Source organism: Microbacterium schleiferi, from assembly GCF_015565955.1.
GTDB lineage: Bacteria > Actinomycetota > Actinomycetes > Actinomycetales > Microbacteriaceae > Microbacterium > Microbacterium schleiferi_A.
Genome location: NZ_CP064760.1, coordinates 3056500 through 3079863 on the forward strand (window position 1 = coordinate 3056500; position 23364 = coordinate 3079863).

The following is a 23364-nucleotide window of genomic DNA, read 5'->3' on the forward strand; positions in this document are numbered from 1 at the left end:
CTATGCGCGATCCCTGCGCGACGGGAACACCGGGCGAACAGCGGGTGGATGCAGCATCCGTTCGCGGAGGTCTTCGTAGATGGGGCGCGTGCGCAGTGCCGCGGCGACGAGGATCGCACACACGGATGCCGCCAGCATCGGCGCGAGCACGGTCGCGACGGCTGTCATCTCGACCACGACCGCGATTCCGGTGAGCGGCGCGCGGATCGTGGCGGCAAACATCGAGGTCATGCCGACGAGCACGAACACGACGACCGTCGTATCGGCGATCTCCGGCAGAACCAGCTTGGCAAGCGATCCGCACAGCGCTCCCCACAGCGCACCGATCGCGAGGAGCGGCGCGAACAGACCCCCGGGGGTTCCGGCGGCGTAGGAGAGGGGCCCCGCCAAGAACCGGATGACGAGGGTCGCGGCGAGCACGAGGGGGATGAGGGAGTCGCCCTGGAGCAGCCCCTGCGAGATCGGGTCACCACCGCCGGCACCGAGCGGATCGAAGAACAGCAGAAGGCCGACGGCACCGCCGATGATCGCCGCCTGGGCGACCGGCGGGACGCGGCGCGCTGCTCGCGCGGCGGTCAGGAAGCCGAGGATGAGTCGGTTGTAACCGGCACCGAGGACGCCCGTCAGTAAGCCGAAGACGGCGAAAACCCCGACCTGCGCGAGGTCGGGCGGCGGCACCGGCTTCACGTCGAAGATCGGCGCGTTGCCGACGACGATCCACGCCGTGGCCACAGCTACCGCAACGCCCGTCAAGGTCGGAAGCACGATGCGCGCCCGCACCGACTGGGCGACTTCTTCGATGACGAAGAGGGACCCGCCGAGGGGCGCATTGAAGGCAACGGCAAGGCCCGCGCCCGACAGTGCGGAATGAAGGGTGCGGGCATCCGCGGCGGGCCTGCGGCTTCGGCGTGCCGCCTCGGCGCCGAGCACCGCGCCGATGTGGACCGTCGGACCTTCGCGACCGAGCACCATTCCGGACCCGATCGAGAGCACGCCGCCGACGAACTTGGCCACGAGCACCCCCAGCGCGCTCGGGGGCTCTTCGCCGCGTTCGACCGCCTCGACGTACTGGATGCCGCTCCCCGCCGCCTGCGGCACCCATTTCACGAGAAGCGCAGCCAACGTCGCGCCGATCCCGGTGACGGCGATCGCGATCACCCATCCCCATCCGGGCTGGTCGTGGGCGAACGCGAAGACCTGGATGCGCAGGTGCTCGGCCTGGTCGATGCACCAGCGGAACGCCCCACCGAGCAGTCCCACCCCGAGCCCCGCGACCGCGGCGAGCAGCATGAGGATCGCGATCTGCCGCGCAGCGCCGCTGCCGCCATCCGGAGTCTTCACCGACGACGTGTTGCCCGCCATCTCCGCTCCTGCCCGGGCACCCCGCGGCACCCTTCCTGCACAGCCATCGTGGCATCCACACCGCTCGTTTGCCGCACGTCGCGGGCGACGGATGCCGCCCACCGCGTGTCGCGGCACACGAACAGCGAAGCGAGCCCGGCCCCGATAGGGGTGCAGCGAGGGATGTCACGGGGCGAGTGCGGCGCGCATCATCCGGTGACGTGGCGTCGAACCCTAGGCTCGGCTCGTGCACTCTCGACCCGCCGGGGCCCCCTCGTCGCTGAACCGCGACATCCTGCGGCTCGCGGTGCCGGCACTGGGTGCGCTCATGGCCGAGCCGCTGTTCCTGATCGTCGATTCGGCGCTGGTCGGACACCTCGGCACCGTGCCACTGGCTGCCCTGGGCATAGCGTCGGCGATCCTGCAGACGATCGTCGGGCTCATGGTCTTCCTCGCGTATTCGACGACGCCGGCCGTCGCGCGCCGCTTCGGTGCCGGCGACGCGCGGTCGGCGGTCTCGGTGGGAATCGACGGACTCTGGCTCGCGCTCGGGCTCGGCGCACTCCTGGCTCTGGCCGGGTCGCTCGCGACACCGCCGCTTGTCTCTCTCTTCGGCGCCTCGGAACAGGTCGCCGCCGATGCCGTGACTTACCTCCAGATCTCGATGTGGGGTCTGCCCGCGATGCTCATCGTGTTCGCCGCGACCGGACTGCTGCGGGGAATGCAAGACACCGTCACACCGCTGTGGATCGCGGCCGCGGGCTTCGGCGCGAACGCGGCACTGAACGCGCTGTTCATCTACGGCCTCGGATGGGGAATCGCCGGCTCGGCGGTCGGGACGGTGCTCGCCCAGTGGGGCATGGTCGTCGCCTACGTCGGCGTCATCGGCCGCCTGGCGCGCCGGCATTCGGCGCAGGTCCGCCCGTCGGCCCGCGGCGTACGCGGCTCGGCCCGCACGGGCGGTTGGCTGTTCCTGCGGACGGTGTCGCTGCGGATCGCGCTGCTGACCACCGTCGCTGTCGCGACGGGCCTGGGCACGGAGGAACTGGCCGGCTGGCAGGTCGCGTACACGATCTTCTCGGCGGCGGCGTTCGCCCTCGACGCCCTCGCGATCGCGGCCCAAGCGCTCATCGGAAAGTCCCTCGGCGAAGAGGACCACGCCCGGGTGCGCAAGGTCCTCCAGCGAACGAGCGCGTGGGGGCTGTGGTTCGGCATCGTCGTCGGGGCGGGGGTCGCTGCGGCATCCGGGGTCATCGGTATTCTCTTCACCGGCGACTCGGAGCTTGCCGCGATCGTGCAGCCCGCTCTGCTCGTGCTCGCCGTCGCCCAACCCCTGTGCGGGATCGTCTTCGTCTGGGACGGCGTGCTCATCGGCGCGGGCGACGCGCGGTACCTCGCGATCGCCGGCGCGCTGAACCTCGTGCCCTTCCTTCCCGCGCTCGCGCTCGTCGCGGTCTTCCATCCGGGCGGAGCGGCGGGTCTGGCGTGGCTTGCCGTCGCGTTCTTCGGCGTCTACATGCTCGCTCGCGCCGCGACGCTCGGCTGGCGATTGCGCGGCCACGCGTGGCTCGGCTCTACCCTCAACGTATGACGCCCGAGAGCCCCTCCTCCCCGTCGCTTCAGGTGCGGCGCAAACCGCACCGGCAGAGCACGGATGCCGAGATGCTGCGCGAGATCCTCACCGAAGGCCTCGTCGCCCACGTGGGGTTCGTCCGCGACGGGATGCCGATCGTGCTCCCCTACCTCTACGGCGTCGGTGATCTCGGTGAGGGACCCGTTCTGCTGTTGCACGGGTCGACCGGCGGTGGGCTGTTCCTGGATGCCGGCGGCGACGGGATGCCGGTCTCGGTCACGGTCACGCACGTCGATGGACTCGTCTTCGCGGCATCCACATTCGAGAGCTCGGCGAACTATCGCAGCGCCGTCGTGTTCGGAAACGCGCGGGTTGTTCCCGAAGACCTGCGCGATCAGGCGCTGTGGCAGGTCTCCGACCACCTCATGCCCGGCCGGCGCGCCGAGGTGCGGGAGATGACGCGCAAGGAGGTTCGCGCGACGCAGGTGCTGCAGGTCCCGCTCGATCAGGCAAGCATCAAGGTCCGCTTCGACGGCGTCGGCGACACCGAGGATGACGGCGAAGATCACACCGTCTGGGCGGGGGTCGTCCCGCTGGCCGTCCGCGCGGGCTCACCGGTCGGTTCACCGGTGACCCGCGCGACGGGCGCTGCAGATGCGGCATCCGTCACCGCCTTCACACGCAGGCTCGGCGAGCTCGCTGACGAGCGGGAGGCCCGGCTGCGCGAGCTCATGCAGCCCTGAGCGGGCCCGACCGGGCCTACGTCCCGTCCCGCACGGCGCGCGCGAAATCGGTCACCTGCGACCGCAGGGCCGCGATTCGACGATCCCGCGCCGCCTCACGGTCGAACCCGAGGTAGGCCGAGGGCGGGAGCTTTCGCACGTTGACCGAGCACTCGAAGTTCTCGCAGACCAGGATGCCGACCGTATCGCCGCGGCGACCGGCATCGCCGGCGCGCTTGGCAGCGAACATCACGACATCGTTGGGGAGTTGGATGTCGTTGCACCAGGAGCATTGCGGCCTGCTGCGGGGCCGGGCATCCGTCTGCCGCAGGAGGATGCCGACCGGTTCGTCGTCGAGTTCCACGATGACCGATGCGAGCTTCGGAAGCTTCGGATCGCGGAATCCGAGATAGTCCAGCGACTCCCAGTCCCGGGATTCCAGGTCGGTGGGAAGGATGAGGTTCTTGCGCTCGCTGCGCGAGGCGTTGAGGAAGGACGCCCGAATCTGGGCATCGGTGAGCGGACGCATATGCGTGCCTTTCGGAAGAGGTGACGGCGCAGCGAATGTCTCGAACCGGAACTGGTCACAAGCCAGAACCGACGAGGATCGCTCAGCACGTCGCGGGAAGGGGTATTCCGGCTGCGAGGCAGTCGGTGCGGGCGAGAAGCCCGCCGGGAGGGAGCGCGGCCTCAGGCCGTCGTGCCCGCCGACGCAGAGCGCGTCGACATCCTCCAGCCACCCGCAGGCGTCGTCTGTCCGTTCACGTCCGGCAGTCTACGCCGCTCGACCGGGTCGGCGGCGGCGCCCCTCGCGGCTTAGGCCCACCGGCGACACCACTCGTACATCACGACTGCCGCTGCCGCCGCGGCGTTGATCGAGCGGGTCGAGCCGTACTGCGCGATCTCGACGCTGCCGGATGCCGCGGCCAGCGCCTCGTCCGACAGGCCCGGACCTTCCTGCCCGAACAGCAGCACGCAGGCCTGCGGCAGGTCTGCGAGCGGGAGCGGACGCGAACCCTCGACGTTGTCGACCGCGATCACCGGCAGTCCCGCGGCATCCGCCCAGGCGGCGAACGCCGCGACATCCTCGTGGTGGCGCACGTGCTGATAGCGGTCGGTGACCATCGCGCCGCGCTTGTTCCAGCGACGGCGCCCGATGATGTGCACCTCGGCGGCGAGGAACGCGTTGGCGCTGCGGACGATGGAGCCGATGTTGAGATCGTGCTGCCAGTTCTCGATCGCGACGTGAAACGGATGCCGCTTCTCGTCGAGGTCAGCCACGATCGCGTCCATCCGCCAGTAGCGGTACCGGTCAACGACGTTGCGGCGGTCTCCCTCGGCAAGGAGCTCGGGATCCAGGCGCGGGTCATCGGGCCAGTTCGCGGGCCCGCCAGGCCACGGCCCGACGCCGTGCGACAGCTCCGGCTCGCTGCCGGGCTCGGTCTCGTCGTGCACGTCGAGCAATCTATCCGACAGTCGCAGGACCACCGCCATTCCGGTCAGGCAGGTCACTCGGGCGCGCCCGTGTCGAGTGTTTTCGGCTGCCCGAAATATCGCTAGAGTTTTCGGTATGCCGAAGACGCCCCCCGCCGTGCCCACTCCCGCGGTGTCGATGCGTGTGCGCGCTCCCCGGCTGGTGTGGCTGCTCGGTCCGGCGATGGTGGCAGGCGTCGCGTACCTGGACCCCGGCAACGTCGCGAGCAATATGACAGCCGGCGCGCGCTACGGGTATCTGCTGGTGTGGGTCGTCGTCGTCGCCAACGTCATGGCGTGGCTCATCCAGTACCTGTCAGCGAAGCTCGGCGTCGTCACGGGCGAGAGCCTGCCTCAGGCACTCGGGAGCAGGATCCGCGGCACATGGGGCCGGCGCCTGTACTGGCTTCAGGCCGAACTCGTGGCGATGGCCACCGATGTCGCCGAGATCATCGGCGGTGCCGTGGCACTGAACCTGCTGTTCGGCATCCCGCTGCTGTGGGGCGGGGTCATCACCGGGGTCGTCTCCCTCGGCCTGCTGATCATCCAGTCGCGGCGCGGGGCCAGGCCGTTCGAAATCGTCATCATCGGGCTGGTGGTTCTCATCGCGGTCGGTTTCACAGCCGGCGTTTTCGTCGCGCCGCCCGACCCGGCGGGCATCGCCTCGGGCCTCGTTCCTCGCTTCGAGGATGCCGGGTCGGTGCTGCTGGCAGCATCCATTCTCGGCGCGACAGTCATGCCGCACGCGATCTACGCGCACTCGGCACTCAGCCGTGACCGGTTCACCCCGACAGCGACGGCTCCGCCGTTCACCCCGGGCTCGGCCGCTGCCGATCTCGAGACCGGTCGCGGGGTCTCGACGCGGCGACTTCTCACCGCGACGCGCTGGGATGTCACGATCGCCATGATCATCGCGGGCACCGTCAACCTCTGCATCCTGCTGCTGGCTGCCGCGAACCTCGCCGGGGTGCCCGGCACCGACTCACTCGAGGGCGCATATGCGGCGCTCCGGGACGGGCTCGGCCCGATCATCGCGACACTGTTCGCGGTCGGCCTGCTCGCGAGCGGACTGGCCTCGACCGCCGTGGGTGCCTATGCGGGTGCCGAGGTCATGAGCGGCCTGCTGCGCATCCGGGTACCGCTCGTGGTTCGGCGTCTTGTCACGCTCATTCCGGCTCTGCTGATCCTCGGGCTCGGTGTGGACCCGACCGTCGCTCTGGTCCTCAGCCAAGTGGTGCTCTCCTTCGGGATCCCGTTCGCCCTCGTTCCGCTCGTGTGGCTCACCGCGCGCCGCGGCGTGCTCGGCGCCTTCCGGAATCGCCCCGCCACGACCATCCTCGGCATCGTGTCAGCGGGGCTGCTGATCACGCTGAACCTCGTGCTGTTGTGGCTCGTTTTCACTGGCGCGTGATCGGGCGAGCCGGTACCCCCGGGTAGGGTTTCGGCATGCCCTCACCGGCCATCGACGACTACCTGAAGACGGTCTACCACCACACCGAGTGGCAGACCGAGCGGATCACCCCCTCGCAGCTCGCCGCCGAACTCGGGCTCGCGCCCTCGAGCGTGACCGAGATGGTCCGCAAGCTCGCGGCACAGGGGCTCGTCACGCATCGCCCCTACGGGCCGATCTCGCTCACGGCATCCGGCGAGCGCCGCGCCGCTGCCGTCATCCGTCGTCACCGCCTCATCGAGACCTGGCTCGTGCGCGAGTTCGGCTACACCTGGGCCGAGGTCCACGAAGAGGCCGAGGTTCTCGAACACGCCATCAGCGACCGCCTGCTCGCCGGGATCGACGAACGCCTCGGATTCCCCCGGTTCGACCCCCACGGCGACGCGATTCCGGATGTCGAGGGCGCGGTATCGCGGGAGCCGTTCGTCGTGCTCGCCGATGCTCCCCCCGGACACTGCGGGCGCGTGCTCCGCGTCTCGGACCGCATTCCCGGACTCCTGGAGTCGCTGGATGCGGCATCCATCGACGTGGGCACCGTCATCTGTGTCCGCGGCCCGGAGCTCGTCGACGTCGACGGCCGCGACGTGACGCTGCCGGCAACAGCGCCCGACGCCATTTGGCTGACCGCCTGACCCCTCGCGCGGGAGGTTCAGTCGCGACCCGTCAGCGGGCGACGGATGCCGCGCCGAACGGCCAGCGGGTCCGCGTTGCCGCTTCGCAGGCTTCCCAGATACGCGCGAGGCGCTCGGGGTCGCGCACGATCCGCGGAAGGCGCGACCGCCGCGGATCACCCTTGACGATGTAGCGCGGTCCCCAGATCTGTCCTCCCGAGATCGACGGGTCGACCAGCGCCCGCACGAGCGGCCACGCCCCGTGTTCCTTGGACTGGGTGAAAGGCGTCTGCAGGTTGTCGACGAACCGGGTGATCTTGCTCGGTTGATTCACCCCGTGAAGGCCCGGAGTACGACCGCTGGTCGAGTATCCCGGGTGCACGACGACACTGTCGACGGGCACGCCGTGCTCGCGGAGGCGACGATCGGCTTCAAGCCCGAGGGCGGTTGTCACGACCTTCGACTGCACGTAGGCGCGCCACCCCGAGTACTCCTCGGTCAGCTGGAGGTCGACCGGATCGTAGGGCGTGAGCGAGATCGACATACTCCCGAGCCACACCATTCGTCCACCCGAACGGGCCAGCGGAACCAGCAACTCGCCAGCAAGCGCGAAGTGTCCGAGCGCGTTGGTGGCCACCACGACCTCGGCCCCCTCGGAGGTCGTCTCGCGACGCCGGGGAGGGTGCACGATGCCGGCGTTGAGAAGGACGCCGTCCAGCGGCCCCCGGGTCCGCAAGGATGCCGCGGCCGAACGGATCGAGCCCTGCTTGGCGGTGTCGATGATGAGAGATTCGATATCGGCATCCGGAACGCGGCCGGCAAGGGTCGCCCGCGCGGCGGAGAGTCGCTTGGGATTGCGCCCCGACATGATCACATGTGCTCCGGCGCGGGCCAGTTGCTCGCTCGCGAAGTACCCGAGACCGGCGTTGGAGCCCGTGACGAGGTACGACTGCCCGGACAGGTCGGGCAGCGACTCGGGGTCCCACCGCCTACGCGCCACGTGATCGACACTAGACCTCTCGGGGCGGGATACGCTGTGGCCATGCGGACCCGAGCAGACGTGGAATGCTGGCTCACCGACATGGACGGCGTGCTCGTCCACGAGAACATCCCCGTCCCGGGGCGGCGGACGTGATCGAGCGATGGCGCGAGCAGGGAGTTCCCTTCCTCGTGCTGACGAACAACTCGATCTTCACGCCGCGCGACCTCAGCGCCAGGCTGCGGGCATCCGGCCTCGTCGTTCCCGAAGAGGCGATCTGGACCTCGGCGCTGGCGACCGCTGACTTCTTGCGCGGGCAGGCCCCCGGAGCATCCGCGTTCGTGATCGGGGAGGCTGGCCTGACCACGGCCCTCCACGAGGCCGGCTTCATCATGACCGAGAACGATCCCGACTACGTCGTGGTCGGCGAGACGCGCAACTACTCGTTCGAGGCCATCACAAAGGCCATCCGCGCGATCGCCGGCGGCGCGAGATTCATCGCGACGAACCCCGACGCGACCGGCCCCTCCGCGGAGGGAGTCCTTCCTGCAACCGGGGCCATCACGGCCCTCATCACGAAAGCCACCGGCAAAGAGCCGTACGTCGTCGGCAAGCCGAACCCGATGATGTTCCGCTCAGCACTGAACCGCATCGGCGCGCACTCCGAGTCCACCGGGATGATCGGCGACCGGATGGACACCGACATCGTTGCGGGCATCGAAGCGGGCCTTCACACGGTGCTCGTCCTGACCGGGATCAGCGACCCGGCCGAGATCGAGCGCTACCCCTTCCGACCCGACGAGATCCTGACCTCGATCGCCGATTTGCTGCCCGCCGAGCCGCGGGAGTCGGAGTTCCCGGAGAACCTCTGATGGGATTCGTCGACGACGGCGAGCGCATCGAAGTCCCGGATGCCGCAACCTGGCGCGCCTGGCTCGAAGACAACCACGCGACCTCAAAGGGTGCGTGGCTCGTGCGGGCACGCCCGGGGTCGGGCCTGCAGGTCGTCGAGTACGAGGATGCCATCCGCCAGGCGCTGTGCTTCGGCTGGATCGACGGGCCTGCGCGCTCCTTCGACGAGGTGCGCGGCGGGCTCTGGTTCACGCCGCGCAGGCCCGCCAGCGGATGGGCCGCGACGAACAAGGCCCGCGTCGCGATCCTCGAGGCTGAGGGGCTCCTGGCCGAGGCCGGCATCCGGGCGATCGCGCTCGCCAAGGCGAACGGTTCGTGGTCGGTGCTCGACGGGGCCGAGGCGGGAATCGACCCTCCGGACCTGATCGCGGCCCTGGATGCCAACCCGACCGCGCGCGCGAACTGGGACGGGTTTTCGCTGTCTGCCCGCAAGTACGGACTGCAGCAGATCGCGCTTGCCAAGCGTCCCGAGACCCGCGCGGCACGGATCGCGAAGATCGTCGCAGGCGCCGCGGAAGGGAGACGACCGTGAACGAGGTCGAACAGTCGCTGCTGCTCTGGACCTCACTGGTCATCATCAGCGGCGCGCTCGTTGTGGCCGTGTGGCAGTGGTGGCGCAGCCGCGGAGGACGGGACGACGACTGACGCCGACTCGGTGGGTTACTGGGGCTGCAGTCCCAGATCGTCGAGGTCGATCGCGGCGAGCCAGGTCAGTCCCGCATCCTCGATCGCCTGCTGAGCGCCGGTCTTGCGATCGACGATCACCGCGACAGCTACCGGCTCGGCGCCCTCGCGGCGCAGCGCCTCGACAGCCTTGAGCGCCGACTGACCCGTCGTCGAGGTGTCCTCGAGCACGACGACGCGCTTGCCGACGACGTCCGCCCCCTCGACCTGGCGGCCGCGACCGTGGTCCTTGGGCTCCTTGCGGACGACGAACGCGTCGAGCGGATGCTCCGTCCCGACCGACGCGTGCATGACGGCGTTCGCGATCGGGTCGGCGCCGAGGGTGAGGCCACCGACCGCGACGACGGTGTCGGCATCCGTCCCGAGGCCCGTGCGCACGAGGTCGAGCATGATCCGCCCGATCGCGGGTGCTGCCCGGTGATCGAGCGTGAGCTTGCGCATGTCGACGTAGTACGAGGCCTTCTTGCCGCTGGAGAGCGTGAAGTCCCCGTGGAAGACCGCTTCCGCGCCGATCAAGGCGATGAGGGCTTGGCGGTCGGCTTCGAGTTCGGGCGTGGAGGAAGCGGTCACGACCCGAGTCTAAGGAAAGAACGGCCGATGTTTCCGAGACATATGCCGGCGACGTATGGCGACGGCTCCTAGATTGGTGTAGCTCGGACCTCACCTCATCGCCGAGGACGATGGTCCCGAAGCTGCGTCGGGCCCGCCGATAGAGTCGGCCCGTTCGCGGAACCCGCACGCAGGAAGCAAGGGAGTGCGCACATGACCCGCATCGGCATCGTCGCGGAGCGAGGCGGCGAAACCCGCATCGCCCTCACCCCGCCCACCGTCGTCCGGCTGCTCGCCCTCGGGTACGAGGTCGCGGTCGAGGCGGGCGCGGGCGCGGCATCCGCGTTCCCCGATGCTGCGTACGTGGATGCCGGCGCCGAGGTCACCGATCGCGCTGGCGCGTGGGGAGCGGACATCGTCGCGACCGTGACCGCGCCGGGGGCGGAGGACGTGGCTCTGCTGCGCGACGGGGCGACGGTGATCGGGATGCTGGCCCCGGCGTTCCGACCCGAGATCCGGGAGTCCCTCGCGACGCGCGGCATCACGGCACTCTCGCTGGATGCCGTGCCGCGTATATCTCGGGCGCAGTCGATGGACGTGCTCAGCTCGATGGCGAACATCTCGGGCTACCGGGCTGTCGTCGAAGCCGCGCACGAGTTCGGCCGATTCTTCACGGGGCAGGTGACCGCCGCGGGAAAGGTCCCGCCGGCGAAGGTGCTGGTCGCCGGCGCGGGCGTGGCGGGACTGGCCGCGATCGGTACAGCCGCGAGCCTCGGCGCGATCGTCCGCGCCACCGACCCGCGACCCGAGGTCGCCGATCAGGTCACGTCGGTCGGCGGCGAGTACCTCCCCGTCGAGGTCGACGAGGTCATGGAGTCCTCCGACGGCTACGCGAAGGCAACCAGCGAGGCCTATGACCGCCGCGCCGCCGAGATCTACACCGAGCAGGCAGCGGACGTCGACATCATCATCACCACCGCGCTCATCCCGGGTCGGGCCGCACCGCGGCTGATCACGGCATCCGACGTCGCCCAGATGAAACCGGGCAGCGTCATCGTCGACATGGCGGCAGTACAGGGCGGCAATGTCGAGGGGTCGGTGGCCGGCGAGCGCGTCGTGACCGAGAACGGCGTCACGATCCTCGGCTACACGGATCTCGCGGGCAGGCTCCCCGCCCAGTCATCGCAGCTGTACTCCACGAACGTCTACAACCTCATCGCTCTGCTGACCCCCGGCAAGGACGGGCAGCTGGCGATCGACTTCGACGACATCGTGCAGCGCGGCGTCACCGTCGTCCGTGATGGTGAGTCGACCTGGCCCCCGCCTCCGGTGCAGGTTTCGGCAGCGCCGAAGCCGGTGGCTGCCGAGCCCCCGGCGAAGCCCGAACCCAAGATGGCGCCCGCGTGGCGCACACCGGTACTGCTCGGGGCCGCGGCGCTGCTGCTGTTCGCGGTCACCGCAACGGCACCACCGCCGATCCCCCAGCACTTCACCGTTCTGGTGTTGTCGATCATCATCGGCTTCTTCGTGATCGGAAAGGTCCACCACGCTCTTCACACGCCCCTCATGAGCGTCACAAATGCCATCTCGGGCATCATCGTGGTCGGCGCGATGCTCCAGTTGGCATCGGGCGTGCTGGTCGTCCAGATCCTCGCGGCGATCGCCGTCCTGCTGGCCAGCATCAACATCTTCGGAGGCTTCGCCGTGACCCGGAGAATGCTCGCGATGTTCTCGAAAGGTACTGACCGATGAGCGCGTCGATCGCCGCATCCGTGGCCACCGCGGCCTACCTCGTCGCCGCGCTGCTGTTCATCCTGAGCCTGCACGGGCTCAGCAAGCACGAGACCGCCCGCCGCGGTGTGCTCTTTGGCATCGGCGGCATGGTCATCGCGATCGCCGCGACGATCTGGCTCACCGTCGAGCAGCTGTGGGGGCAGCCTCAGGCCACGATCGGACTCACGCTGCTGGTCATCGCCGTTCTCGTCGGCGGCTCGATCGGCCTCTGGCGGGCGCGGGTCGTCGAGATGACGGGGATGCCCGAACTCATCGCCCTGCTGCACAGCTTCGTCGGACTCGCCGCGGTCATCGTCGGATGGAACGGCGCCCTCGATCCCGGTCATATGGATGAGGCGCTCCTCGGCATCCATCACGCCGAGGTGTTCATCGGGGTCTTCATCGGCGCCGTGACGTTCACGGGATCGATCGTCGCGTTCCTCAAGCTCTCGGCCCGGATCTCATCCAAGCCGCTCATGCTGCCGGGTAAGAACGCCCTCAATCTCGGCGCGCTGGTCGCGTTCGTCGGGCTCACCGTCTGGTACGTCATCACCCCCGACCTGTGGCTGCTGATCGTCGTGACAGTCCTCGCGCTCCTGCTCGGCTGGCACCTCGTGGCCTCCATCGGTGGCGGCGATATGCCTGTCGTCGTCTCGATGCTCAACAGCTACTCGGGCTGGGCTGCTGCGGCGGCGGGCTTCATCCTCAGCAACGACTTGCTCATCGTCACCGGCGCACTCGTCGGGTCTTCGGGCGCCTACCTGTCGTACATCATGTGCCGCGCCATGAACCGCTCGTTCATCTCGGTGATCGCGGGAGGCTTCGGTATCGAAGCGCCGCGGCAGACGGATGACGAGGCCGGCGAACACCGCGAGATCGACGTGACCGGCGCGGCGGAGCTCCTCGCCGACGCCGACCGGGTCATCATCACGCCGGGGTACGGCATGGCGGTCGCCCAGGCCCAGTACCCCGTCGCCGAACTGACCGCGAAGCTGCGCGAACGCGGTGTGGACGTCAGGTTCGGCATCCACCCGGTCGCCGGGCGCCTCCCCGGGCACATGAACGTGTTGCTGGCAGAAGCCAAGGTGCCCTACGACATCGTGTTCGAGATGGATGAGATCAACGACGACTTCGCCGACACTGCTGTCGTCCTTGTCATCGGCGCGAACGACACCGTCAACCCCGCGGCGGCCGAAGACCCGGGAAGCCCCATCGCCGGGATGCCGGTGCTGCGGGTCTGGGAGGCCGACAACGTGATCGTCTTCAAGCGATCGATGGCGTCAGGGTATGCCGGCGTGCAGAACCCCCTGTTCTTCCGCGACAACGCCCAGATGCTCTTCGGCGACGCCAAGGACAAGGTCGAGCAGATCCTCCGCGAGCTCTAGGCGCAGCATCCGCTTTCGCGAACTCTTTGCCGAGGGGTCGCAACACGCCGCATCGTCGCGGCCGCGCACGGCGTGTTACGACCCCTCGCGCGCGTGAGCTTGGCAGCGAAGTCAGCGCGAGTTGCGAGTCAAGAACGGATGCGGCCAGGCGCCGAGCGCGAGTACCGCGAGTGTGGTCTGCACCAGACCGGTGGCGAAGTAGATGCCGTGGAGCGGCGACCAGACGAGCATGATGGCAATCTCCACGAAGATCCAGATCATCATGATCGGGCCCGCCGCGGCGTGCAGGCCCGCGGCCAGACGGTACCGGCCATACTGTGCGGCCAGGGCGAGGGCCTGCGATCCGCCGACGACGACCCCGAGGATGACGCCAGGCCAGACGTACGACGTGAAGACGGACCCCTCGATCCACTCCGTCGGAATGGGCATGAATCCGAGGGTGAGACCGGCCATGCCCACCACTGCAGAAGCCAGATTGAACCAGGCCACGACCTGCAACGACACCCCAACCCACCGTGAGCCCACCATGCGACGCACGCTACGCCGCGATGTGCATCCGGGCTCTGGGCGGCGCCGGGTCAATTCCGCCGCGGTGCCGGCGTCCGGGTCGATTCGGCCGCACTGTCCGCGTCGCGGTGAAGCTAACTCCGCAAACTCGGCCTCCGGAGCAATCTCCCGGGCCGCTCGAGCCCGGCTATCCCCGCGGGATTGCTGAGTTAGCCCCGCACCCGACCGCACACACCGGCCGGCCGGTCAGCACCCTGCGCTCGTCGCCGAGGGGTCGCAACACGCCGCATCCTCACCGCCGCACACGGCGTGTTGCGCCCCCTCGCGTGAGGCACTGCCACCAGGGGCAGCAAGGCACGTCGGCTGGCGACTCTAGGCTGGGTTTCATGCGCCTTGCCACCTGGAACGTGAACTCCGTCCGCGCCCGGGTCGACCGGATCGTCGACTTCGCGGTCCGTGAAGACATCGACGTCCTGGCGATGCAAGAGATCAAATGCAAAGTCGAACAGTTCCCCTTCGAGCAGTTCGAACAGGCCGGCTTCCACGTCGAGGCACACGGGTTCTCGCAGTGGAACGGTGTCGCGATCGCGTCCCGCTCGCGACCGACGGAGGTCGAGACAGCCTTCCCCGGGATGCCCGGGTTCGCGAAAGGACACGAGGGCCCGGATGCTCCGCAGGAGGCCCGCGCGATCGGTGCGACGATCGACGGGGTGCGCGTCTGGAGTCTCTACGTTCCCAATGGTCGCGGCCTCGATGACCCCCACTACGTCTACAAGCTCCACTGGCTCAAGGCGCTGCGTGAGTACACGGCCCAAACCCTCGCAGAAACCCCCGACCTGCCGCTCGCCCTGGTCGGCGACTTCAACATCGCCCCGACGGATGCCGACAACGGCGACCCCACGATCGTCGAAGGGGTCTCGACGCACGTCTCCCCGCCCGAGCGCGAAGCGTTTGCAGCCCTCGAGCAGGCGGGCCTGAGCGATGTCGTGCGGCCCCTCGTTCCGTCAGGCTTCACGTACTGGGATTACAAGCAGCTGCGGTTCCCGCGCAATGAGGGGCTGCGGATCGACTTCGTCCTCGGCTCCCGCGCTCTCGCGGATGCCGTGACGGATGCCGCGATCCACCGCAACGAGCGCAAAGGCGAGGCCCCGAGCGATCACGTGCCGGTTGTCGTTGACCTGGACCGCGCCCGGCTGGTTCCCGACGCTCCCGAGGATGACGACGACCGCCCGATGATCTTCGGCTGAGGCAGGCCCAGAGCTGTACCCGGCGCCTAGGGTGAGTGCATGGCAGTCCAGCTCATCGGCATCGGGACCGCGGTACCCGAGTGTGCGCTTGCGCAGAGCCAGGTACGCGACCTCTTCCTCGCGGAGCCGGATCTCGCGCCGCTCACAGCCCGACTCATCCGTGCCGCATACGACAACTCGGCGATTGAGCGGCGCCACACGGTCATCGAAGACTTCGCCGGTGGCGGCGGGACCTTCCTGGATCCGGAGAGCCGTGTCATCCGCGCTCCGGGGACGGCCACCCGCAACGAGCTCTATGCGCGCGACGCGCCGAAGCTGTCCGAGACCGCAGCGCGTCGCGCCCTGCACAACGCCGGGGTGCAACCGGGCGAGATCACCCACGTGGTCACCGCCAGCTGCACCGGCTTCTATGCCCCCGGACCCGAGTACCGCCTCGTCCGAGACCTCGGGCTCGACCCGACCGTCGAGCGCGAGCACATCGGTTTCATGGGATGCGCTGCAGCGATCCCCGCACTGCGTTCGGCCTGGCGGATCTGCCTCAGCGACCCCACCGCGACGGTCTTGGTGTCGTGCACCGAGGTGTGCTCGATCCACATGAGGTCATCGCCGGACCCCGATCAGATCGTCGCATCCGCTGTCTTCGCCGACGGTGCCGCGGCGGCAATCGTGACCGCCCGGACCCCGGGACCCGGCGGAGGACCAGCGCCGTCCCGATCTCTGGAGCTGACGGGCTTCGCCACGGCCCTGACGACGGATGGCGAGAAGGACATGGCCTGGATCATCGGCGATCACGGCTTCGAGATGACCCTCACCGGCAACGTCCCCCGCATCGTCGGGCGAGAGGTGCGTGCAGCGCTCGCGCCCGTGATCGATCGCGTGGGCGCCATCGATCAGTGGGTGGTCCACCCGGGCGGGCGCAGCATCCTGGACAAGTTCGAGCAGGCGATGGAGCTCGATGAGTCAGCCCTGCACCGCTCGCGGTCGATCCTGCGCGACTACGGCAACATGTCGTCGGCCACGGTGCTGTTCATCCTGGCCGATCTGCTCGGCGACCCCACGGCGGCAATCGGCGAGCGGGTGCTCGTCACAGCGTTCGGTCCCGGGCTGGCCGTCGAGAGCGCAACAGCGGTCATCGCCGCGCGCCAGCCCGACGCGTCAGTGCCCAGCGCGATCGAGAGAGCGGAGCACAGTGCGCGTTCGTGAGGAGGATCTTCGCGAACTGATGGATGATCCGCACTGCGACGAGCGGACGCTGCTGCGCACGGTGCGCCGGTTCGGCCTGGTCAACAGGGCAGTGTCGGGGTGGGGCACGATCTACCGATCGCGCTTGCGTCCCTACCTGCGCGCGCGGGCGAATGATCCGCGCGCACGACCCACCCGGATCCTGGACGTGGGCTGCGGTGGCGGCGATGTCAGCCTGACCCTCGCGCGACGCGCCCGCGCAGACGGCTTCGCGGTGGAGGTGTGCGGAATCGACCCCGATCCCCGGTGCCTGTCTATCGCGACGTCGCGTCCGTCAGAGCCCGGCGTGTCCTTCCGCGGCGCGTACGCCGCTGACCTCGTCGAGGCGGGCGAAACGTTCGATGTCGTCGTCTCCAACCACGTCCTTCACCACCTCACCCGCGACCAGCTACACGAGCTGTTCGCGCACACCGATGCGCTAGGAGCAGAGCTCGTGCTGCACAACGACATCGCGCGGAGCAGGACGGCGTGGAGTCTCTACGGCGTCGGAATCCTGCCGGTCACACCCGGGACCTTCCTCTTCACCGACGGACTCCGCTCGATCCGCCGCTCCTACACCGTCGCCGAGCTCCAGCACGAGGTTCCGCCGGGATGGACGGTGACGGCGCCTGCCCCGTTCCGCGTTCTCGCCACTCGTCAGTCCCTCACCACCGCCAGGGCCTGACCCATGCGTGTCGTGATTGTCGGCGCCGGCCCCGTGGGCGCACTCCTGGGTGGCGAGCTCGCCCGTCTCGGCGTGGAACATGCCACGCTCGAATCTCGGGAGGCGCCCGGTGCCGGATCGCGTGCCATCGGCATCCATTCCGCCGCCCTCTCGGCGATGTCTGCCTCCGGGGTCACCGATCGCATCCTCGCCGCGTGCCTGCGGGTGCGAGAGGGGGAGGCGAGAGTCGGCGGGAAGACGGCGACGACGATCCGGTTCGATGCGGTACACACCGGCTCCCTCGCATCCTTCCCGTTCGTGGCTACCCTTCCGCAGGCCGCGACCGAGGCCGCGATCGCGGCAACCGCCAGCTCTCACGGCGCGGCATCTCCAGAGCGCGGGATCCGCGTGATCGACGTGGTTGACACCGGATCGTCGTGTCGCGTGGTCACCGACCGGGGAGACATTGAGGCAGATGTCGTCGTGATCGCCGCGGGCTCACGCTCGCGCGAGATCAGCCGTCTCACCCGCGACGGCGAGCGCCACGCCTACCCCGACGGCTACGTCATGGCCGATGTCCGCGACGACACCGACGAAGGGCCGCGGGCCATCGTCCATCTGCATCCTGACGGCGTGCTCGAGTCGTTTCCGCTCCCGGGCGGGCTTCGGAGGTACGTGGCCTGGCGTCGCCCGGCGACCGCCGAGAGCCAGACGGATGACGCCGCTGACCTGCGCGACGCCCTCGCCCGCCGAGCCGGTTCACCGGGCGACGCGATCACGACGGCGACGAGCTTCGGCGTGGGCCGCTTCGTCGTTCGTCGGATGCATCGCGGCCGGGTCCTCGCGATCGGCGACGCCGCACACGAGGTGAGCCCCATCGGCGGTCAGGGACTGAATCTGGGGCTCATCGACGCCGCGACACTCGCGCCGCTGCTCGCCGCGTGGGACCGGGCCGGGGAGCCGCCTGCCGAACTTGCCGCGTGGGAGCGTCGGCGACGAGCTGCCGCTCGCGTCGCGGCCCGTATAGCGGCGATCAACACGCTCGCCGGACGCGGGCACGGCCGTCTCGGTGCCGCGACGCGGGAAGCAGGCATCCGGCTCGCACCCGCGCGGGTTCTCGCACGGGCCTACGGAATGGGGTTCGATCCCGACGCCGGAGCACCCGACCTCACGCCGCAAACGCGGTGACGACCAGCTGCGCGGCAAGGATCAGGCCCGCCGCCATGACCAGCCGGAAGACGACGCGGTCGGGTCGGCGCAGCGCTCGCACCAGTCCCGCGGCGGCGCACGCCAGGACGCTCACCGATGCGACGAGCGCCACGACGACCGGCGTCGTCCCTGCCGAGCCGATGACGACGACGACGGTCCCCGCGATGACGGCCACAAATGCCACGATCGCGCTCGGCGTGGCACCCAGTCGGTGGCCAAGGCCGCGCACGCCCGTTGCTTCGTCGTCTTCCAGATCGGGAAGCACGTTGGTGAGGTGAACCGCGATGCCCAGCAGCGCGCCGGCGACGCTCTGCCACCACGGCGCCACGACGGGCACGGGGGCTGCCAGGGTCGCGAGCGAGGGCAGGATGCCGAAGCTGATGGCGAACGGGACCACCGACGCCGGTGACGACTTCAGCCACGCGTTGTAGGCCCACGCCGAGGCGAGGGCAACGCCGTGCGCAAGGCAGAACTGCCAGCCGATGACAGCGGAGAGGACCAGGGCGAGCGCGAGCGAGACACCGGCCGCGGTGCCCACGGCGACCCGCGAGATCGAGCCCGCCGCGATCGGCTTGTCGCGGCGCCCGGTCGCGATGTCGCGTCGGGCATCAATGGCGTCGTTGGACCAGCCGACCGACAGCTGCCCCAGCAGCACGGCCGCTGCCGTCAGAGCCACGCGGTCTGCGCCGATGCCGGCGGCGACCGCGAGCAGCCCGGCAAGGATCGTGACGACGGCCGTCGGCCCCGGATGCGAGCACGCCACCAGCGCGCGCGCTCGCGTCGCGAGGGATGTCGTTCCCACCCGGGTCGTCCCGTCTGCCACGTGTCTCACAGTACGCGGCCACTCCTGCCACTCCACGGCGGACCGAACGCAGGATCAAACCAGCCTGGCTGCCTCCAGCACCCCTAGCCGACGCATCTGATCCTGCGATCGGGACCACCGTGGCCCGAGACGGACTCCCCGTGAGACGGATGTGGCGGGGCGTGGGGGCGACGTAGCGTGGGTGGGTGAGTGATCCGACGCGCGCCGCCCCGTGGTGGGTTCCGGTCCGGGGCGATATCTGGCTGGCGGCCGCCATGTTCGTCACGGCTGTGCTGAGCACCGCCCTCGGCGCCGTGGCCGGCATCTACAGCCAGACCGAGATCGACCTGCGGGTCGCACTCCTCTACGCGTTCGGGCTGACAGCCCCGCTGGCGTGGCGCAGACGGCTGCCCGGCACGGTCGCGGTCGCCGTGTCGGTCGCGTTCTTCCTCGGCATGATGGCGCGTATCCCCGAGCTCTACGTGGGTAACGTCGCCGTGTTCATCGCCTTCTATACGGTCGGAGCGTGGGTCGATGATCGGCGCCGGGCCTTCATCGTGCGCACGGTGATCATCGTCGGGATGTTCGCGTGGCTGCTCGTGACCATGTTCATCGACGCCACCGCCCCCACCGACGAGGGCCTCTCCCGGGCTGGCCTCTTCTCGCCCTATGTCGCGTTCATGCTCATGCAGGTCCTCGTCAACGTCGCCTTCTTCGGCGGGGCCTACTACTTCGGCAACCGGACCTATGAGGCGCGTCGACAGCGCGAGATCCTCGCCGAACGCACCGTCGAGCTCGAGCGCGAGCGCGAGACGACGGCGGCGCAGGCCGTAGCGCTGGACCGCGTCCGCATCGCACGGGAACTGCACGACGTCGTCGCCCACCACGTCTCGGCCATGGGGGTGCAGGCGGGCGCGGCGCGAACGGTGTGGGACACCGATCCGGATGCTGCCCGTCGCGCGCTGGTCGACATCGAGCAGGCAGCACGCGACGCGCTCGTCGAGCTGCGTCAACTCCTGGAGACCCTTCGCACCCCCGTCGACGACGATCCGAGCGACGCCTCGACAGTCGGACTCGATGGGCTGGCGGCCCTGGTCGCGCACGCGCAGGAGAACGGGCTCCCGACGACGCTGACGATCGTGGGCGACCCGGCCCCGGTGGCGCCCACGGTGCAGGTCAACGCGTTCCGGATCGCGCAGGAGGCCCTCACGAACGCGCGCCGTCACGGCGGGCCGGATGCCGAAGCTGACGTTCGCGTGCGCTACCTGCCCGACGCTCTCGAGGTCGAGGTCGTGAATTCGGGGAGATCGGCGCTGACGTACCAGAACGGGCTGGGGCTGATCGGCATGCGCGAGCGAGCAGCGGCCTCGGGCGGATCGATCGAGATCTCCCCGCGCCGTGAAGGGGGGTTCCGGGTGCGCCTCTCGGTGCCCCGCCAGGAAGCGGTCCGCTCATGAGCATCCGCGTCCTGCTGGTCGATGATCATGCGCTCATGCGCGCCGGATTCCGCCTCATTCTCGATAGCGCCCCCGACCTGGAGGTCATCGGGGAGGCTGCCACCGGGGAGGAGGCGGTGCGGGCGGCATCCGAGCTCGCGCCCGACGTGATCTGCATGGACGTGCAGATGCCCGGCATCGGAGGGCTTGCCGCAACCCGCCAGATCGTCGCCGACCCTGCGCTCGCGTGCGCCGTTGTCATCGTGACAACCTTCGATCGGGATGACTACCTTTTTGAGGCCCTGGAGGCGGGCGCGAGCGGCTTTCTGCTCAAGAACGCGGCGCCCGAGGAGCTCCAGTCCGCGGTGCGGGTCGCGGCAGCCGGCGATGCGCTGTTGGCTCCCGAGGTGACCCGCCGGGTCATCGCTCGATTCGCGGCGACCGCGCCGGCGCCGACCCCGCCGGTGACAGATCTCACCGAGCGCGAGTCGGAGGTCCTGCGTCTCATGGCGCAGGCGATGAGCAATGCCGAGATCGCGGCGACCCTGGTCATCGGGGAGGCGACGGTGAAGACCCACGTCTCCAATGTTCTGCTCAAGCTCGGCGTCCGTGACCGGGTCGCTGCCGTCGTCTACGCGTACCGCCACGGCCTGGCCTGAGCGAAGCTCTCCCCCACGAGGGGGATTCGCAGAACCCGTCCCGGGGCGGATGCGGCAAAGCCCGCATCATTCCTAACCTGGGAGAACCGAGTGAGAGGAGCAGCATGCTCGAGCTGTCGCATGTGACCAAGAGTTATGGCGCGCACCGCGTTCTGAACGATCTGTCGTTCACCGTCAGGCCCGGCCGCCTGACGGGCTTTGTCGGCGGAAACGGCGCGGGGAAGACCACGACGATGCGCATCGTCCTGGGGTGCTCGCCAAGGATGAGGGGACGGTCACCTTCAATGGCGCGGCGCTGACCCCGGCGGACCGGCGCCGCTTCGGGTACATGCCCGAAGAGCGTGGGCTGTATCCGAAGATGAAGGTCGACGAGCACATCACGTACCTCGCTCGCCTGCACGGCTTCGACAAGAACGAGGCTCAGGCCCGGGCGACGGCTCTCCTCGAACAGCTCGGACTCGGCGAGCGCCTGGATGACACCGTCGAGAAGCTCTCGCTGGGTAACCAGCAGCGGGCGCAGATCGCGGCGGCGCTCGTACACGAACCCGACGTGCTCATCCTCGACGAACCCTTCTCGGGCCTTGACCCGCTCGCGGTCGATGTCGTCGCCGATGTCCTGCACCGCCGGGCGGCGGCGGGGGTGTCGGTGCTGTTCTCCTCGCACCAGCTCGATGTGGTCGAGCGTCTGTGCGACGACATCGTCATCATCGCCGGGGGCGAAATCCGCGCCGCCGGCAGCAGCGAACATCTTCGGCAACAGCACTCCGGGCACCGCTACCACCTGCGCAGCGCGGGCGATCTGGGCTGGCTTCGCGCCGAGCCGGGCATCACGGTCGTCGAGTTCGACGGCGGAAACGCGCTGTTCGATGCGGCGGATGACGCCGCCGCCCAGCGCGTGCTGCAGCGCGCGGCACGGGAGGCCAGCATCGACAGCTTCGCCCCCGTTCGCCCGACGCTCGCCCAGATCTTCAAGGAGGTCATCCAGTGAACACCGCCACTCCGACATCCGCTCCCCGGGGGTTCCAGAACGTCTGGCTCGTCGCCGAGCGGGAGGTGGGCTCCAAGCTCCGCAGCCGAGCCTTCGTGATCTCGACCGCCATCACCCTGCTGATCGCGCTCGCTGCCGTCATCTGGGGGGGATTCTCCGCCGGCAACCCGTCTGCGACTCAGGTCGCCGTCACCTCCTCGACATCCGCGGCGGTCGAGAAGGTCGCCGGTATCGAGGTGACCCAGGTCGCCGACCAGGATGCCGCCGAAGCCCTCGTGCGCAGCGGAGAAGTCCGTGCCGCGGTTGTCGATGACCCGTCCTCGCCGACCGGACTGGTCATCATCGCTGAGGACTCGCCGCCGACCGCGTTGCTGATGGGACTGTCGGTGACGCCGTCGGTCGAGCTCCTCGACCCCGCGACCGTGGACTTCGCGCTGCGGTACTTCGTCTCCCTCGGTTTCGGGATCGTCTTCCTCCTGGCGGCGTCCTTGTTCGGCGGCACGATCGCGCAAAGCGTCGTCGAAGAGAAGCAGACGCGCGTCGTCGAGCTGCTCCTGTCGGCGATGCCGGCCCGCTCCCTGCTGGCGGGCAAAATCATCGGCAACACCATCCTCGCGATGGCCCAGATCCTGCTCTTGGCGACGATAGCCGTGGTGGGTCTGATCGTCACCGGCCAGAGCGAGGTGCTCCAGGGCCTGGGCGGCCCGATCGCCTGGTTCGCGATCTTCTTCCTCTTCGGGTTCGTGCTGCTGGCCGCGCTGTTCGCAGCAGCCGGCTCGCTCGTCTCGCGCATGGAAGACATCGGTTCGACGACCGCGCCGCTGACGATGCTCATCATGGCGCCGTACTTCCTCGTGATCTTCTTCAACGACAACCCCGTCGTCCTCACCGTGATGTCGTATGTGCCGTTCTCGGCGCCGGTGGGCATGCCGCTGCGGCTGTACCTCGGGGATGCGCAGTGGTGGGAGCCGATCCTGTCCCTGGCCATTCTGATCGCGACCTGTATCGGCGCGATCGTGCTGGCCGCGACCATCTACGAGAGGTCGATCCTGCGAATGGGCGCGCGCGTGTCCTGGCGCGAAGCGCTCAAGACCCCGTGACCGCCGGGTGGTCCCGCTCCGCTACCGGAGCGGGACCGACGCCGGTAGCGTGAGTGTCACGACAATCCGACCGATGGAG

The 23364-nt window shown here is 69.2% G+C and carries 21 protein-coding genes and 2 pseudogenes; 16 read left to right on the top strand and 7 right to left on the bottom strand.

Translation table 11 applies throughout. The annotated features are described in order from the left end of the window. Positions 1–1362 carry a ClC family H(+)/Cl(-) exchange transporter gene (locus IT882_RS14830; RefSeq protein ID WP_195692482.1) on the bottom strand — a complete coding sequence of 454 codons (1362 nt, stop codon included), beginning with the start codon at positions 1360–1362 and terminating at the stop codon, positions 1–3. A gap of 226 nt (positions 1363–1588) precedes the next feature. Between IT882_RS14830 and IT882_RS14835 the strand changes: the two genes are divergently transcribed. Next, positions 1589–2932, top strand: a complete 1344-nt coding sequence (locus tag IT882_RS14835; RefSeq protein WP_195692483.1) for an MATE family efflux transporter — start codon at positions 1589–1591, stop codon at positions 2930–2932. Continuing rightward, positions 2929–3657, top strand: a complete 729-nt coding sequence (locus IT882_RS14840; protein ID WP_195692484.1) for a pyridoxamine 5'-phosphate oxidase family protein — start codon at positions 2929–2931, stop codon at positions 3655–3657. Before IT882_RS14835 ends, IT882_RS14840 begins: the two co-directional genes overlap by 4 nt. A 16-nt stretch (positions 3658–3673) precedes the next feature. Here the strand turns inward: IT882_RS14840 and IT882_RS14845 are convergent, their stop codons facing one another. Both IT882_RS14845 and IT882_RS14850 read right to left on the bottom strand, forming a co-directional pair. Next, complete coding sequence (locus IT882_RS14845) at positions 3674–4165, bottom strand: FBP domain-containing protein (protein WP_195692485.1); 492 nt, start codon at positions 4163–4165, stop codon at positions 3674–3676. Between the two features lie 287 nt (positions 4166–4452). Continuing rightward, the gene (locus IT882_RS14850; protein WP_229382169.1) at positions 4453–5091 is read right to left on the bottom strand and encodes a TrmH family RNA methyltransferase; all 639 of its coding nucleotides are present in this window, start codon (positions 5089–5091) and stop codon (positions 4453–4455) included. A gap of 115 nt (positions 5092–5206) precedes the next feature. On the opposite strand from IT882_RS14850, the gene IT882_RS14855 reads away from it, so the two are divergent. Both IT882_RS14855 and IT882_RS14860 read left to right on the top strand, forming a co-directional pair. After that, complete coding sequence (locus IT882_RS14855; RefSeq protein ID WP_195692487.1) at positions 5207–6520, top strand: Nramp family divalent metal transporter; 1314 nt, start codon at positions 5207–5209, stop codon at positions 6518–6520. Between the two features lie 35 nt (positions 6521–6555). Continuing rightward, complete coding sequence (locus tag IT882_RS14860) at positions 6556–7191, top strand: metal-dependent transcriptional regulator (RefSeq protein WP_195692488.1); 636 nt, start codon at positions 6556–6558, stop codon at positions 7189–7191. 31 nt (positions 7192–7222) lie between these two features. On the opposite strand, the gene IT882_RS14865 is transcribed toward IT882_RS14860, so the two are convergent. Then, positions 7223–8170 (bottom strand): SDR family NAD(P)-dependent oxidoreductase, encoded by a 948-nt coding sequence (locus IT882_RS14865; RefSeq protein ID WP_195692489.1) that lies wholly within the window; start codon positions 8168–8170, stop codon positions 7223–7225. A gap of 42 nt (positions 8171–8212) precedes the next feature. Between IT882_RS14865 and IT882_RS14870 the strand changes: the two are divergent. Together IT882_RS14870 and IT882_RS14875 are read left to right on the top strand one after the other, a co-directional pair. Next, positions 8213–9021: pseudogene (locus IT882_RS14870) on the top strand (HAD-IIA family hydrolase). After that, the gene (locus tag IT882_RS14875; protein WP_195692490.1) at positions 9021–9593 is read left to right on the top strand and encodes a YdeI/OmpD-associated family protein; all 573 of its coding nucleotides are present in this window, start codon (positions 9021–9023) and stop codon (positions 9591–9593) included. Before IT882_RS14870 ends, IT882_RS14875 begins: the two are co-directional and overlap by 1 nt. 128 nt (positions 9594–9721) lie before the next feature. Here IT882_RS14875 and pyrE read toward each other — a convergent pair whose 3' ends face one another. Further along, positions 9722–10315, bottom strand: a complete 594-nt coding sequence (gene pyrE / locus IT882_RS14880; protein ID WP_195692491.1) for an orotate phosphoribosyltransferase — start codon at positions 10313–10315, stop codon at positions 9722–9724. A gap of 192 nt (positions 10316–10507) precedes the next feature. On the opposite strand from pyrE, the gene IT882_RS14885 reads away from it, so the two are divergent. Then, complete coding sequence (locus IT882_RS14885) at positions 10508–12046, top strand: Re/Si-specific NAD(P)(+) transhydrogenase subunit alpha (protein ID WP_195692492.1); 1539 nt, start codon at positions 10508–10510, stop codon at positions 12044–12046. Further along, positions 12043–13452, top strand: a complete 1410-nt coding sequence (gene pntB / locus IT882_RS14890) for a Re/Si-specific NAD(P)(+) transhydrogenase subunit beta (RefSeq protein ID WP_195692493.1) — start codon at positions 12043–12045, stop codon at positions 13450–13452. The genes IT882_RS14885 and pntB overlap by 4 nt, the downstream gene beginning before the upstream one ends. A 111-nt stretch (positions 13453–13563) precedes the next feature. Here pntB and IT882_RS14895 read toward each other — a convergent pair whose 3' ends face one another. After that, complete coding sequence (locus tag IT882_RS14895) at positions 13564–13980, bottom strand: hypothetical protein (RefSeq protein WP_229382170.1); 417 nt, start codon at positions 13978–13980, stop codon at positions 13564–13566. 365 nt (positions 13981–14345) lie between these two features. Here IT882_RS14895 and IT882_RS14900 point away from each other — a divergent pair, with 365 nt between their 5' ends. The 4 genes from IT882_RS14900 to IT882_RS14915 are packed head-to-tail and all read left to right on the top strand — an operon-like array spanning position 14346 to position 18279. Then, the gene (locus IT882_RS14900; RefSeq protein ID WP_195692494.1) at positions 14346–15206 is read left to right on the top strand and encodes an exodeoxyribonuclease III; all 861 of its coding nucleotides are present in this window, start codon (positions 14346–14348) and stop codon (positions 15204–15206) included. A 39-nt stretch (positions 15207–15245) separates the two neighbouring features. Then, positions 15246–16409, top strand: a complete 1164-nt coding sequence (locus tag IT882_RS14905) for a type III polyketide synthase (RefSeq protein WP_195692495.1) — start codon at positions 15246–15248, stop codon at positions 16407–16409. Further along, entirely contained in the window at positions 16396–17112 is a 717-nt protein-coding gene (locus tag IT882_RS14910) for a methyltransferase domain-containing protein (protein ID WP_229382171.1), read from the top strand. Before IT882_RS14905 ends, IT882_RS14910 begins: the two co-directional genes overlap by 14 nt. 3 nt (positions 17113–17115) lie before the next feature. After that, positions 17116–18279 carry an FAD-dependent oxidoreductase gene (locus tag IT882_RS14915; RefSeq protein WP_195692496.1) on the top strand — a complete coding sequence of 388 codons (1164 nt, stop codon included), beginning with the start codon at positions 17116–17118 and terminating at the stop codon, positions 18277–18279. Here the strand turns inward: IT882_RS14915 and IT882_RS14920 are convergent. Continuing rightward, positions 18260–19123, bottom strand: a complete 864-nt coding sequence (locus IT882_RS14920; protein WP_229382172.1) for a UbiA family prenyltransferase — start codon at positions 19121–19123, stop codon at positions 18260–18262. The genes IT882_RS14915 and IT882_RS14920 overlap by 20 nt on opposite strands. Positions 19124–19308: 185 nt before the next feature. On the opposite strand from IT882_RS14920, the gene IT882_RS14925 reads away from it, so the two are divergent. The 4 genes and pseudogenes from IT882_RS14925 (at position 19309) to IT882_RS14940 (ending at position 23285) form a co-directional block, all read left to right on the top strand. Beyond that, the gene (locus IT882_RS14925; protein ID WP_418887758.1) at positions 19309–20559 is read left to right on the top strand and encodes a sensor histidine kinase; all 1251 of its coding nucleotides are present in this window, start codon (positions 19309–19311) and stop codon (positions 20557–20559) included. Continuing rightward, complete coding sequence (locus IT882_RS14930; protein WP_195692497.1) at positions 20556–21197, top strand: response regulator; 642 nt, start codon at positions 20556–20558, stop codon at positions 21195–21197. Before IT882_RS14925 ends, IT882_RS14930 begins: the two co-directional genes overlap by 4 nt. 104 nt (positions 21198–21301) lie before the next feature. Next, positions 21302–22185 (top strand): annotated as a pseudogene (locus IT882_RS14935) (ABC transporter ATP-binding protein). Next, entirely contained in the window at positions 22182–23285 is a 1104-nt protein-coding gene (locus IT882_RS14940; protein WP_195692498.1) for an ABC transporter permease, read from the top strand. Before IT882_RS14935 ends, IT882_RS14940 begins: the two are co-directional and overlap by 4 nt. Positions 23286–23364 lie beyond the last annotated feature (79 nt).